General features: G+C 63.3%; 9 protein-coding genes and 1 pseudogene. 4 read left to right on the top strand and 6 right to left on the bottom strand.

Annotation, left to right across the window (positions count from 1 at the left end; translation table 11 throughout):
• Positions 1–7: 7 nt before the first annotated feature.
• Both ACIRD7_RS41285 and ACIRD7_RS41280 read right to left on the bottom strand, forming a co-directional pair.
• The gene (locus tag ACIRD7_RS41285; protein WP_363678026.1) at positions 8–1,132 is read right to left on the bottom strand and encodes a conjugal transfer protein; all 1,125 of its coding nucleotides are present in this window, start codon (positions 1,130–1,132) and stop codon (positions 8–10) included.
• Entirely contained in the window at positions 1,132–1,365 is a 234-nt protein-coding gene (locus ACIRD7_RS41280; protein WP_049161934.1) for a hypothetical protein, read from the bottom strand. The genes ACIRD7_RS41285 and ACIRD7_RS41280 overlap by 1 nt, the downstream gene beginning before the upstream one ends.
• Positions 1,366–1,606: 241 nt before the next feature.
• Between ACIRD7_RS41280 and ACIRD7_RS41275 the strand changes: the two genes are divergently transcribed.
• Complete coding sequence (locus tag ACIRD7_RS41275) at positions 1,607–2,398, top strand: hypothetical protein (RefSeq protein WP_363678027.1); 792 nt, start codon at positions 1,607–1,609, stop codon at positions 2,396–2,398.
• A 367-nt stretch (positions 2,399–2,765) separates the two neighbouring features.
• Complete coding sequence (locus tag ACIRD7_RS41270; protein WP_159832943.1) at positions 2,766–3,662, top strand: replication protein RepA; 897 nt, start codon at positions 2,766–2,768, stop codon at positions 3,660–3,662.
• 78 nt (positions 3,663–3,740) lie between these two features.
• Here the strand turns inward: ACIRD7_RS41270 and ACIRD7_RS41265 are convergent, their stop codons facing one another.
• On the bottom strand, positions 3,741–4,073 hold the full coding sequence (locus tag ACIRD7_RS41265) for a hypothetical protein (protein ID WP_363678028.1): 333 nt from the start codon (positions 4,071–4,073) through the stop codon (positions 3,741–3,743).
• 29 nt (positions 4,074–4,102) lie between these two features.
• Positions 4,103–4,897: a ParA family protein gene (locus tag ACIRD7_RS41260; RefSeq protein WP_049161927.1), complete on the bottom strand. Its 795-nt coding sequence runs from the start codon at positions 4,895–4,897 to the stop codon at positions 4,103–4,105.
• A gap of 824 nt (positions 4,898–5,721) precedes the next feature.
• On the opposite strand from ACIRD7_RS41260, the gene ACIRD7_RS41255 reads away from it, so the two are divergent.
• Positions 5,722–6,504, top strand: a complete 783-nt coding sequence (locus ACIRD7_RS41255; RefSeq protein ID WP_363678029.1) for an alpha/beta hydrolase — start codon at positions 5,722–5,724, stop codon at positions 6,502–6,504.
• 390 nt (positions 6,505–6,894) lie between these two features.
• The gene (locus ACIRD7_RS41250) at positions 6,895–11,910 is read left to right on the top strand and encodes a hypothetical protein (RefSeq protein ID WP_363678030.1); all 5,016 of its coding nucleotides are present in this window, start codon (positions 6,895–6,897) and stop codon (positions 11,908–11,910) included.
• A 26-nt stretch (positions 11,911–11,936) separates the two neighbouring features.
• Here the strand turns inward: ACIRD7_RS41250 and ACIRD7_RS41245 are convergent.
• A protein-coding gene (locus tag ACIRD7_RS41245) for an IS3 family transposase (RefSeq protein ID WP_098471310.1) occupies positions 11,937–13,087 on the bottom strand; the annotation gives its coding sequence in 2 pieces (ribosomal slippage) (positions 11,937–12,817 and positions 12,817–13,087; 1,152 coding nt in all).
• Between the two features lie 87 nt (positions 13,088–13,174).
• Positions 13,175–13,432, bottom strand: a pseudogene (locus ACIRD7_RS41240) (IS481 family transposase); the annotation flags it as partial.

Here is a 13,432-nt window from a genome sequence, read left to right as displayed (position 1 = left end):
TGGGGACTCAGGAGATGTCCTTGGCGGTGATCAGCGGCGCCGGATCGACGGTGGTTACCTCCCAGCGGTCCTCTCGTTTCTGCATGGTCAAGGCGATCGTGATCGCCTGTCGGTCTCCCTCGCTGGAGGGAAGCTCTGCCTCGGCCTGGACGAGCAGGCGCACGGGCTGACCGGCGGCGTCTTCGACCGGCTGGTCGGCGCGCAACTCCCTCAGATGCGCCTGGGCATAGGGGGCCGGTTCGATGCCACGCACCGTGGAACCGGACGCCACGTAGCGGCTCGTGTCGCCCTGTCCAGCGACGTAGGACTGCAGGAAGCCGTTGACGGTCTGACCGAGCTCCGTGGTCGGGTCCAGGCGCTCGGAGTAGTCCAGGACGAGCTCCTTGTCGGTGCCCGGCGGCGCCGGCACAGGCGTGGGGTACCCCACCACCTGCACCTGGCCGCCGCTGCCCACATGGACCGCCACCTGCCAGTAGCGCACCTCGAACTGGCTGCCCTCACCGAGCCGCGGGCCTTCGGCGTCCCGCTTGGCCTCCTCTGCCAGCTGCTCGGCCTGCGCGCCAGGGGCGGAAGGCGAAGCCGCCGCGGACGAGCCCGGCCCTGACTTCGGGGCGGCCGTCTTCCCCTCGTTAGCTGCGTCCGAGCCACCGGACTCCACGAGAGCGGAGACAGTCACCGCCACCACTTCGGAATCCGGGCTGCGCTGGGCATCGGCCACAGCCACGTTGGAGAAACGCAGAGGCTTCAACGGAGCCACCGGAAGGCCTGACCCGGAGGTCTCCTTCACGAGCTCCTGGTCGGCCTGGGTCGCCTGCAGCCACGCCGTCACGTAGGTCAACGCGGCCCCCTCCGCGGAGGTCGTGGGGACGTACTCCACCGGGGCAGCGACAGTCTCGGCCGGGCTGAGCGCGCCGGCCATACCCACTACCCCGCCGAGGGCGCCGAGTCCGATCAGCCCGTACACCCCCGCGACCATCGCCCGGGTCGCCACGGAGTTCACACCCGTGCGCTCCGGCCCCGTCGGCTGGCGTTCTGAGCGGGACTTCTTGCCCTTGTCGTCGGTCGTCGGCAGAGCACGGTCCGCACCGGCCTCCACGGGGCTGTCCTCCCCCTGCTTCTTCCAGAGCTTCATCAGCCTTGCCCACCGATCCGCCGGGCGGCCTCAGTCGCCCGCTGCAGCTGCTCGGATCCGAGGTAGTTGGCCAGGGTCTGCTGCACCCGGGTGTCGAAGGGGGCCTGGACGAGATCGGCCACAGCACTGTCCAGCTCGCGCTCGGCGTCGAACATGACCACGGCATCGCCGTAGAGCGTCTGGAGCTCGGCGTCGTCCAGGGCCTCGTTCTGGGGGGTGGGTCGCTCCGTCATCGGTGTCTCCTCGCACGGGCAGGGGCAGTTCGGCGTCTCTCTACCCAGGTATGCCGTTCTGGGCCCATAGACGTTTCACCCCCGCCGAAATCGGCATCGTCATGCGGTTGCGCGCGCCAGCGCGGATCTGGAAATCCAGCCCCTCCCTCTATCCCGATTCACTTCCCGACCCGCTGAACAGGCTGAGTGCGATCCCCTACCCCGGCCGCTCCCCCGCGGCCATGACCGTGGAGAACCGCACATGATCACCGCCGCCGCCACCCCGTCCGTCATCACCCGCCTGAACCGCGAATGGCAGGCGCGCTGGGCCGAGCACGAGTACGACTTCCCTCACGGGCGCATGACGTGCGAGCAGACTTTGCAGATCGTCTCGCGCCGCGAGGAGAACGCGGATGCCGTGCTGCGCGGCCTGCTTACCTCCGCAGCCCAGGACGGCCCGAACGACACTGTGTGCGCGCGTACGGCGCTGCAGATCATCCTTCCCCGCGTGGTGTCCATCGCCGCCCAGTGCGCCCGGCGTCAGCGCGTGCAGCACGCAGGTGTCTACGAGGAGCCGCTGGCAGTGACCGTGGCCCTGGCTCTGGAGCGCATCAAGAACGCTCCCCTGCACCGCCGCGGCAGCGTACTGGGCAACCTCGCCATGGACCTGCTCAAGCTCTCCCTGGCGTACTACACCGCGGCGGACGCCGAGATCCCCGCAGACACCACCGACGGCGCCATGTTCGAGCCCCGCACCCTCAACGAGCTCGCCAGGATCGACAACGAGGTGTCCTCGACCGAGGCGGCGACGCAGCAGGTGCTCGCACTGGCGGCTTGGGCTCGTGACCGTGAGGTGCTCACCGAGGCCGAGACCTCCCTGCTGGTGTCCTACGAGCTCGCGAACTGCCAGGAGCGCAAGCGTTTGGCAGCCACGCTCGGTATCGAGTCCCAGGCGCTGCGTCTGCGTGTGCACCGCGTGCGGCAGAGCCTTCGCCAGGCGGTGCAGACGCATGCCCTGCAGCGCACTGATCTGATGCCTCAGATGGCGGCTTGAGTGATGGCTATCCACGGATCCACACGACGCACCCCACCCACTACAGGGAGTAACTACATGGGTTTTTACTACATGGGGGAATCGCATCGTGCCTTGTCAGAGCGGGGAAATAGGGGGCTGTGCGTCACCAAATGCACGTACAGCCCGTCACCAGATGCACGTGGACAACTTCGGCCGTTCAGAGGGGGGCGTCACCAAATGCACGCGCTCCTTCCCGCCTATCAGGCCGATCGTCTCCCCCCTTGCACCCTGCAGGGCGGTCGTGAGTGGGTGCGTCACCAAATGCACGTGGATAACTACCTCCGTCCACAGCTCTGACCCCTCCCGCGGCGCACGCTCCATGACTCGACCAGAAAGCCCCTCCACGATGACCAACCCCACCGCTATCTCCGCCACGCCGACGCTGATCTCGGACCGTCAGCTGCGCTTGGTCGAAGCCGGCGAGCAGATCGAGCTCAACCCCGGGGAGATCTCCTTCTCCGCGCGCCTGTGGGCCCAGCTCTCCCTGCCCTACCGCGACCCCGGAGACCTGCCGCGCTGGAGCAGGCAGAACGGCTCGATCACCGTGACCGTCACCCCCGGACCCGCTGGCTACCCGTTCGGAGTCGTGGCGCGGTACCTGCTGATCTGGATGTCCACCGAAGCGGTGCGCACTCAGGACCGCCACCTGAACCCGGGGCAGTCCCTGAATGCCTTTCTGCGTGCCCTGGGCATGAACACTTCCGGCGCCAGCGCCCGCCGGGTGGCCGACCAGCTGCACCGCCTTGCGACCTGCTCGATCACCGTCGAGGACACCCGGGTCACGGAGCAGACTCGTCGCGTCTCCGGGGCGAACATCCACGTGGCCAGCCGCTATGAGCTCGTGTTCCCGCGCGCCGCCGAGGCTCAGGCCACCACCGCCTCGATCGTGCTCAGCGAGGACTACTTCGCTGACGTGATCGCCGCTCCCGTCCCGGTCTACACCGCAGCCCTCAAAGCCCTCTCCGGCTCCCCCCTGCGGATGGATCTCTACGTGTGGCTGGCCTACCGCATGGCGACCCTGCGAGGCCCTGTGACGATCACCTGGGCGCAGCTGGCGGGCCAGTTCGGCGGGGAGTACGCCCAGCTGCGTCAGTTCAAGGCCAAGTTGATCAAGCACCTGGATGCCGTGCGCGTGGTGTACCCGCGCGCCCGTGTGGCCGTCACCGATGCCGGGCTGCGGCTGCACCCCTCCGCCACTCATGTCGCTCGCAAGCGGAAGAAGGCCCTGCGCCGCAGTGCATGACCCGGATAAGCAAGGGCCCCCGCCGAGACGGCGGGGGCCTTCTTCATGTGCGCCGCTTGAGACGGGCGCCGGTGCTGATCAGGAAGCGCGGTCGCCGGCGCCGCCGTGCTCGCGGTTGATCCGTGCGGTCTCCTCGACCATGAGCCGGTTGAGGTGGTCACTCAGTGATCCCAGGGACTCGTCGTACACCTGCAGGAGCCGGTGGGCCCGCTTGAACTCCTCGTAGGGCTCCTGCTCCGCGTAGAACTTCACCTGCTGGCGAGGGGTCTTCTTGACGACCTCCGGGGCCGGCGTCGAAGTACCAGCGCCGTCGGCGAGGGACATGGCCGCTGTGCTCGAGGTCCCCCGCTGCGGGGCGTTCTGGCTGAACATCGAGTTGTTCCCGTTCAGCAGGCTGCGCTTGTCGCTCATGGTGGTCTCTTTCAGTCGTAGGGGCAGGGTCAGGAGGCAGGGTGCAGTGTCTGCAGGTGGCGGTCGAAGATCGGCACCAGATCGGCTGCGCGCCGGTCTCTGGACAGGTCCAGGCGCGTGCCGGAGAACGTGCACTCCACGAGAGTGATCCGCTTGGGAACCGGAGGATGCACCACCGGGATCTCCATCTGCTCGGCAGCCGCGTTGATCTCCCGGTACCAGTGCGCCTGCTCCTTCACGTTCGGGTCGTAGGCGTTGAAGATGATCCCGGCGATCCGCAAGTCGGGGCGGGCGCAGAACTGGCGCACCTGGGACATGGTTCCGGCGAGCTTGATCAGGCCCTCCCCCGCGTACTTGTCGGCGTGGGTGATCACCACGACCTCACTGGCGGCCGTGAATGCGTTGATGGAGAGCGCGTCCAGGCTCGGCGGGCAGTCGATCAGCACGAGCTCGTAGGTGTCCCCCAGCAGCTCGAGGCGCTGCCGCAGCACGTGCTCGCGGCCAAGAGAGAGCGACGCGATCTCCTGCTGCACCGCGGCCAGAGTGGTGCCGGTTGTGGGGACCAGATCCACACCCTCCCACTCGGTCTGGACGATCACATCCGAGAGCGTCTCGTCGGTGTTCGGGGAGAGCGCATCGGCCAGGCCCACAGAGTCCGCGGCCAAGTCGGCCGGCCCCAGCGAGGAGGTCAGATTGCCCTGGGGGTCAGCGTCGATCACCAGAGTCCGCAGACCCCGACGAGCGGCCGCACCGGCCAGGTGGAACGTCGTGGAGGTCTTCCCGACCCCGCCCTTCTGATTGGCAACCGCAAGCGTGTGCGCCATGAGATGTCCTCTGTCGATGGTGGTACTACGGGTCTCAAAGGTACCGCTGGTACCTCTGGTACCTCTGGTACCAGGCTAGCTGTTCATGGGTGGTACTACAAGTACCCATGGTACTGGGAGTATCGCGGGTACTGGGGGTGCTTATGTCGCCTGGGGCCCGAAGGTACTACTGGTACCTATCCAAGGGGGGATGACCATCTGGAAAAACGGCGGCGGCGGTGTCGGGAAAACGGCGGGGAAGCCGCTGGGGCGGTCGAGCTGCTGGGCGCCTTCATGGGATAGGTCCACCCCTGGCCGGATCTTGGCGCGTGAGGCGCGCACCCGAGGCGTTGCCCACCGGTACTACTGGTACCGGAGGTACTTGCATGCGCCGCGGAGGTCCTGCTGGCCCCACTGGGCCCGCCGGTCCCACTGGTACCGCCGGTCCCACTGGTACCGCCGGTCCCACTGGTCCCGCCGGTCACACTGGTCCCACTGGTCCCGCCGGTCACACCGGTCCCGCCGGTCCCACTGGTCCCGCCGGTTCATGCGTGCCGGGCACTCGCGACAACACATGTGAAGGTACCAGTGGTACTGGTGGTACTAAACGGCGGTCCCGGCTCGGCGTCGATGACCGACTGGAGGGCGTGGTGTCGAGATGCGGTGAAGACTGCACAGGAGGTCGCGCGCCCGGGCCACGGTTTGGGCGTTCGGCGGATGGGCGCTCCCCCATGCATAGTGGGCCAGCTGAGCACGGACACCGCGTGAAGGGCCGACTCGTCTCGCTGCTCCCCCCAGAACAAGGACCCTGGGTGAGCAGGCGGCGTACAAGGCAGGATGGCGCCATGGAGCGATTCACCGTCACGCACGCCGGCGTCGAGCTGCACGGAGTCGACAGTGGTGGAGCTCTCCCCGCCGTCCTTCTGCTTCATGGGCTCGCGGGTCGCTCCGGGGAGTGGTCCCCGGTCATCGACCGCATCCGCCATCGGTTCCGAGTGGTCGCCTTTGATCAGCGCGGCAATGGCCTGAGCACGCGGCGCCCTGACGACCTCAGCCGCGAGGCGCACGTGGCCGACGTCGTCGAGGTGGCGGATCACTTGGGGATCACCGAGCTGGTGCTCGTGGGGCAGTCCATGGGAGCGCACACGGCGATGCTGACGGCCGCCCGCCATGCTGCTCTCGTCCGCCGCCTGGTGTTGGTGGAGGGAGGAGTCGGAGGGGAAGGTGCGGAAGCCACCGAAGGAACCATTCAGTGGTTCCAGGGATGGCCGGCACCGTTTCCCTCCCGGGCGGATGCCGCGGCTTTCTTCGGCGGCGGGGAGACCGGAGCCATCTGGGCGGCAGGCTTGCAAAGGACGCCCGCGGGCCTCATGCCTCAGTTCGACGTGGATGTCCTGCGGGCTGCGCTGAGCCCGGTGCATGCACAAGCGCGGTGGGCGGAATGGGCGGCCCTGCGCTGCCCCGTGGACCTCATCCGCGGCGGGCAGGGCTTCATGCGGGATGAGGAAGTGGCCCGGATGAACCAGCTGCAGCCGACCATGCGGGTGGTGGAGGTACAGCAGGCCGGACACGACGTGCACCTCGACACCCCGGACGAGGTGGCCGATGTCCTGCTCCACGAGCGCTGACGAGCCCGGCTGGCCAATCAGGGCCATCCATTCAGACGGTCGGCATTTGCTCCGTCGGAAGTGGTCCTGGCTCAGGATGGCAGCGGGTCGGTCCAGGCGGTCCTGGAGGAGAAGCGCGACCGTCGACTTCCCGGTGTCGAGATGCAGCGAAGACTTCACACGACACGCGATGAAGGCTTCTGAAGACCTGACGTTGAGGGACCGCTGTGAAAACTCGGTACCGGTGGGATCGGCCCGGAGTGCATCGGGACCCGAACAACCCATCCACAGCCACGGGGCCAGCAGCCGGCCTCCTACCGTGCCCGCGCGGACGAAGGCAGAATCGAGGTACGAGGGTCGTGCTGCGCCGTGGGCGATAGGCTGACGATTCTGAGCCCAAGGAGTCACGGAATGACGATTAAGGTAGATGGTGGAGACGGAGAAGCGGCGAGGCAGCCGGGCATCGCATCTTCGCCCTATGCGACGGGTGGTGGTGGCGTGCTCTTTGCCCACCGAGTCGCCGTGATCTATCTGGCGAGCATGTTGACAGGTGAGCGGCGCCCAGAGCTTGGCGAGCATTCCGCAACAAGTCTCTCATTCCAGACCGCTCCCGCACATGCGGTTGATGATCTGCTTGTCACTGCAAATACCGGCAAAGAGATCCTTGAGGTTGCAATTGCTTGCCGGGCGACTCCTAACTTCGTTCGCAGTGACACCAAGACCATCGACCTCATTCGAACTGTCCTCGAAGAGATCGAGGCCTTTGATAGCCCAGCAAGCCAAGTAGTCATTGCGACCGCGGGCTGGAAGAGTCAGTGGAAGCAGGTCGCCAGACTCTGCGAGATCGCACGAACTCACGGGACCTCAGAAGATTTCGTTAGGGTCTTGAATCAAGACGGAGTCTGGGATAAACAAACGCGCTCACGCCTAGATCACTTACGTGACATGGTAGCGAATGCCATCAGCGGCGGCGAGTCGACTGTCCCCTCCCCAGACTTTGAAAAGAAGACCTGGCGCATGCTCACGCGACTGCGTGTGGTCGGGTTCGAAGTGCAGCAGCCCAAAGCTGACGAGTGGACGAATGTGGCATCGAGCCTTGATCCCGTGTCCAGCGGCACGGCTAGCGGTCTCGTGTTGCGCGATGAACTCCTCTCCCGATCTGCAGAGTATGACTCAATTGGCGCCAAATCTGTCACGGTTCATACGGTGTGCAGGGACCTGCATGGCTCGATAAAGCCGGAAATAGGCAGAACGGCACCGGCATGGGCCATGTTGAAGGAACACCGTCAGGATGCGTTGGCATCAGTGCGTCAATCCCTTGGAACTGAGATAGGGGACCGTAGTTCTCTGACGCTCAGCCTTAGCCCGCTACGCAGAAGTCTTTCTGAAAAAGCAATACTTGCCGCCGAAGAAAATCGCGCTGTAATTGTCACCGGTGAGTCGGGAACAGGCAAGAGTGCTTTGACCTTATCGACGGTTGTTGCACTTGAGGATGAGCCCTCAAATATGCTCGAGGCGGTCATCCTAAATATGAGGGAACTCCCTCAAGATAGCATGAGCCTTCAGTCGGCGCTGGGAGTAGGCTTCCGAGAAGTATTTGGAGAGCTCACGAGTCCTCGGCGCCTGCTGATACTGGATGGTGCCGATGTCGCCGTCGAACGAGCAACTGGACTACTAAGAGACCTCCTGTGCGCGGCGCATGAATCATCAGTCGGGGTAATCGTCGTAGCCTCGGATGTTTCCCGTGAATTCGTCACTGAACAAGTCGTTAGACTGCACAGCCGAACACCTGACCGCTTTGACGTACATCCGCTGACCGATGAGGCTCTCTCGCAAGTAGCTGAGAAGTTTCCGTCCCTCGGTGGCGTCCTTCGCGATGTTCCGAATCCGTCTCTTCTACGGCGACTGGTTGTCCTGGACCTCCTTGTGCGCACGGGCCGAACCCTCGACCAGTCAATGCACGAGTGGGAATGCATTGACTTGATCTGGAGATCGATTGTCCGAGGCGATGGGCGCCCAGTCTCAGGGTCGGCCGAAGGCCGCGATCGAACTCTCATCCTCTTAGCAGAGGCAGCGCTTAAGGGAACCAACCCAGTTGCATCCCTAGACGCCAACGCGATCGACGCGTTGCGCGCCGACCATCTCCTCGCGCCTCATAGTTCATTCCAGGCCTGGCCTCAATTCGCACACGATGAGATCCGCCGATATGCAGCGGCAATGTATTTAGTTCGTCGGCAAGATCTCGTTGAGACTTTGAAAGAAATTACGGTGCCGCGCTGGGCGCTATCTGCTGTCACTCTTGCATGCAAGGGAATACTTTCTGACCCCTCCCGCCCACCGGCCCCAGTGTTCCCAAGAATCGTACGTGGGTTCAATAGCCTCGCAGAGCGGAGCGGCGTCAGATGGGCCGACGTGCCTTTGGAGGCCGTCTTAGATACCGATTCGGCTTACGACTGTTTTCGATCCGTACTGGGGGAAGAGGAAAGCGGCTGTGAGCTCGCAGACGCAATTCGGGTTGTTGGACAACGTTTTACGGTTGATCGTCTCGTAAGTCCAGCAGCGGATCCAGTCATCCGCCTATTATTGGATGCCCCCGAGCCCTGGCTGATTTCATCCGATGCAAACAATTTGCTCTCAATGTGGCTTTGGACGCATGTCTTCATAGGCACGCCTGCGGGTCAAGAACTCCGCATCGTCCTGCGCGACCGGCTTATGGATTTCTGGCGCCGCCATCCAGCTCCGTCTATCGGTAAGGATGCCGCTGGAGACCCCACTATTGGCCTGTCTGAAAAAAAGAAGGTGGCGAAGCTCGACTATAGGGTAACTAATGCAGTATTTATCGAATTCCTGGCAATGATGGGCAAAGATTTGAATCATGATGTAGAGAGTTGTCTGCGCACCATCGCAATTCATGCACCTGAGTTTCTAGCCCCTGCGGCAGACTCGCCATTCAGTGCACGAAGCCTTGCCCAATACAGGCCGGACTTCTTGGCGGAACTCATGGAATCATACTATATCGAAAATGAAACTGGCACTGGATGGTATGTCCGAGACGAGAGGATTCGGGAACATGACCAGCGGTGGGTTGGCATGGCCCCACCGTATAATGCGTATTACTTGGGTTCGTTTTATACCCTCTTTCAGACAGCGAAATTTGATATCTCCGTGAGAGTTCTTAACCGGATTCTCAATCACGCTTCGATAGACTCTACGCGGGCTGCCTCCCGTATTCGCAGGCATGATGCGAAACGTGGCCCGCATGCTGAAATCCACCGCGTCCCATCGGTGCTACTTGATTTGGATGGGCGCACCAGGGAATACAATGGAACCGCAAATGCGTGGTCTTGGTATCGGGGCACTTCGGCGGGTCCAAATCCTTGTATGAGCGCGCTTCAGGCGATGGAGCGAGTGCTCGACCCTGTGTTCCAGATCGATACAGCGGTGGCTCCTGCGATACGCAAGCTACTGCAGAACTGTGAAAATCTCGCCGTGCCGGGATTGATATTCGGCTTGCTCGTTCGTAATATTGAACACGCCGGCGTTTCGATCGACAAATTTCTTTCTGAACCGGCCGTTTGGCATTATGAGTTCAGTCGTTGTACCAATGAGCGCATTGGCTTTCGGGCTTCTTCCGAAGGGCTGGCGCATTCAGGGCGACGTGAATGGTCGCCGCGTGAAGTCTGCATGCATCTCGTCATGACCGCTGACGAAGCGCGCCGCGGGAGCCTGCGACTCGTAGGTGAGACGCTTCGAAGCAATGGTGAGCGTCTGGGAGAAGAGAATTCGCTGATCGAGACATGGGCGGCCTTCTTGGAGATTGAACGCTACCGTCTTCAGAAGGATGGGGAGCAGAATTTTCTATTCGTGGATGCACCAGCGGATGCCATGAAAGTGAATGCCGCCTACGCGGCTCGTCAGGAACGTGTGAGCAGAATCCTGCGAATTCAGAATAAGTACACGGCGCGTCTCCATGATAATGAGTATATCCCTCCGTCTGCTAGCGAGGTTTCCAGTGACCTCGGTGCTATCAAGGAGATCATTGAATCTTCGGAGGGTAATGATTCGTTCCGTCCGGACACTGCCGTTCTTCTGGTGGCGCGCGATTGCCTACTTCTGGCGGCCCGCGGTGAGACTGAGGCACTTTCGAGTAATGGCGCCTTCGCCGTCAGGTCTGTATTGGAAGTGGCTTCGTCTGTAGTTGAGGGCCCAGACGAAAGCGCTGAACACGGCTTTTATGAGTTCGGCCCTGATCGCTCGGCTGCTCAAGCACTTCCCTCGTTGCTAGGAAGCGGTTTCGAAAGTCTACTTTCGGATGTAGGTTTTTCGCGCGCCGAGGTAATCGAATATGGCTACGCAATAGCTACTCGGGGCTCCTACGAGACTCGGCTGTTTCTCGCTCGCGGCTGTGACACCATTTGGGCTGCCCCATGCAGCGGAGAGCCGTGTATTCACGTTGTTGCGCTCGATTGGTCGCTCGAAGCGTGTCGGGGTGCAGTTGCAGGACCGTGGGACGAAGAACGGCAGGAATTGAACACGTCTCGGCTGGAAGGGGATCCTGTAGGCCAACTTCAGCAAGTCCCCGGGGACAGTATCTTTGTCGCGGACTTGGATGCCACAATCCGCGCAACTGGAGCTGCCGCAGTGCACGAGCACTGTGTTACTGGAGAGGCCAAGCGCATTGTTGTAGGGTTACTAGGCAGCCAGTCGCGAGCCATGGTCGACCACGAGCGGCGACGGTGGGCTGCGGATGAGAGAGGTTCACATACTCTAATTGCTGCGAGAGCGTTGTTGGACGGTTACTCGAGTGATTTGGACCCGGGGCCGGTACTTAGCTATCTAGATACGCTCAGGCCCAATGCTGGCCTTATCTCCATGTTTCTTCACGGGCTGGCCGGCGCTGGGGCTGAAAACCAAAAGCGTGCTGATGCCGCGGCCCGTCTTTGGCCGGATCTATTTGAGCACTCGTTGGCATACGCGGTACCGAGTGAAAGTAGCCCTTTCGCCGATGAGACGTGGGGCTCTTGGGCTGCGGCGGCTCTGCTACCACAGCCGTTGGCTTGGTCGGCGCGGATGTATAACGAGCTTGAAGGACCCCCCATTGACTGGGTTGATCCGGCGTCACTGATGCCGTTTATCGACCGCTGGATCAGCGTTTCGCCCGCAGACGAAATGGTCGTCGAGGCACTCCTTGAATTCATTGGCCGTCTACCTGAGTCCCGGCAGGTAATGCAGGGTCTTGAGTGGATGTCTACCACGTGCATTCGTGCGGAGGGCGTTGTGGCCCGCGACAGTAGGCGTCTGTCTGATTGGCTCATTGGGATCCGCGTGGCGGCATTCGGAACATATTCAAATGGTGATTTATGGCAAGCGTTGGTGGACTCGCTTGTAGTTGCCGGGAGCGCGACGCTCGCGCCATATAGTCGATAGATTCATATGTCCGTGGGCCGCCCCCTTCATTCGGTCCGGACGTTCTGTGAGTCGTCGGTTTCCATTTGATGGGTGCACTGCCGAGCGTACTCGGCTGGGGTTAGGTAGCCGAGCGAGGAGTGCCGGCGGTGGTGGTTGTACTCGTCCTTCCAGTCGCCGATGATGACCTGTGCGTGCAGCAGCGAGTAGAAGCTGTTGATGTTGAGGCACTCGTCGCGGATCCGGCTGTTGAACGACTCGACGTACCCGTTGCGCCACGGCGAGCCCGGAGGGATGTAGGACAGGCCGGTGCGGGTGCCGGCCCAGTCGGCCATCGCCTCGCTGATGAACTCCGGCCCGTTGTCCGACCTGAGCACCGCCGGGGCGCCCCGGGCGGCGACGAGGTCCTCGAGGTGGGCGGTGAGTCGGTCGGCGGTAATCGAGCGCTCCACGAGCCCGCCGATGCACTCCCGGGTGTGTTCGTCGACGATCGAGCAGATCTTGATCGGTCGTCCGTGCTCGTCGGCGTCGAACTGGAAGTCCACCGCCCACACCACGTTCGGCGCGTCCGCCGTCGGCGCGTCGACGGTCGAGGACCCGACGCGCTTGCGTCGACGCCGCTGCGGGACCCGGAGCCCTTCGTCACGCCACAGGCGTTGGATCTTCTTGTGGTTCACCACCCACCCCTCGGCGCGGGCGTCGTGATACGCCCGCCGATACCCGTAGCGGGGATGGTCCTTCGCCCAGGCGCGCAGCCACTCCCTGAGCGCCCGATCCGGGTCCGCGACCGTGTCGCCCTTGAGCGGTCGCCGGTACGCGGAGCGGCTCAGCCCGACCAGACGGCACGCCATCCGTTCGCTCACCCGCAACTTGCGCTTGAGGTGATCGACGGCGGCGCGGCGCCTGTCCGGGCTTAGAAGTTTCCCTCAGCCAGCTCCTTGAGCGCGGCCTTCTCCAGCTCCGCTTCCGCGAGCAGACGCTTCAGGGTCGCGTTCTGCTTCTCCAGCTCCTTCAGGCGCTTTGCGTCGTCGGCCTTGAGGCCGCCGTACTGGTTCCGCCACCGGTAGTACGTCTGCTCGGACACCCCGAGCTCCCGGCACACCGCCGCGACGTCCTGACCATCGGCGAGCATCCTGTCGGCCTGCCCGAGCTTACGGACGACCTGCTCGGGGGTGTGACGCTTCCTGCTGTTCGTCATGATCTGACCAGTCTCCCTGCCCGCGACCGCGGGCAACAGGACGACTCTCATAACGACTGGACCTACGAAACGGGGTCAGCCCAAGACCACCTTGGCGGTGAAGTCCACGGCCCGGTAGTTGTTCCCGTTGTCCGTGATCACCCGGTCCACGGTGATGCCGTGGGCGGCGAAGAACGCCCGCGCCCGGCAGAAGAAGCTCACGGTCGTGGCCGCCCGCTCATCCTCCAACGCTTCGGTGTAGGCCAGGCGGGTGTACCCGTCGATCGCCGAGTGCAGGTAGGTGTAGCCGACCCGCCGGCCAGGCCCGCGCTTGGCTGCTCGCGCGTTCTCGGAGTCCCGTCCGTG

It is taken from the genome of Streptomyces sp. NPDC093568, assembly GCF_044764945.1.
Lineage (GTDB): Bacteria > Actinomycetota > Actinomycetes > Streptomycetales > Streptomycetaceae > Streptomyces.
This window is presented reverse-complemented; position numbering and strand designations above follow the sequence as displayed.

Bases quoted from the DNA above. Each gene is read 5' to 3' on its own strand.
- ACIRD7_RS41260 (WP_049161927.1), bottom strand. From the start codon at position 4,897: ATGGCGCACACGCTTGCGGTTGCCAATCAGAAGGGCGGGGTCGGGAAG.
- ACIRD7_RS41275 (WP_363678027.1), top strand. From the start codon at position 1,607: ATGATCACCGCCGCCGCCACCCCGTCCGTCATCACCCGCCTGAACCGC.
- ACIRD7_RS41285 (WP_363678026.1), bottom strand. From the start codon at position 1,132: ATGAAGCTCTGGAAGAAGCAGGGGGAGGACAGCCCCGTGGAGGCCGGT.
- ACIRD7_RS41270 (WP_159832943.1), top strand. From the start codon at position 2,766: ATGACCAACCCCACCGCTATCTCCGCCACGCCGACGCTGATCTCGGAC.
- ACIRD7_RS41265 (WP_363678028.1), bottom strand. From the start codon at position 4,073: ATGAGCGACAAGCGCAGCCTGCTGAACGGGAACAACTCGATGTTCAGC.
- ACIRD7_RS41255 (WP_363678029.1), top strand. From the start codon at position 5,722: ATGGAGCGATTCACCGTCACGCACGCCGGCGTCGAGCTGCACGGAGTC.
- ACIRD7_RS41280 (WP_049161934.1), bottom strand. From the start codon at position 1,365: ATGACGGAGCGACCCACCCCCCAGAACGAGGCCCTGGACGACGCCGAG.
- ACIRD7_RS41250 (WP_363678030.1), top strand. From the start codon at position 6,895: ATGACGATTAAGGTAGATGGTGGAGACGGAGAAGCGGCGAGGCAGCCG.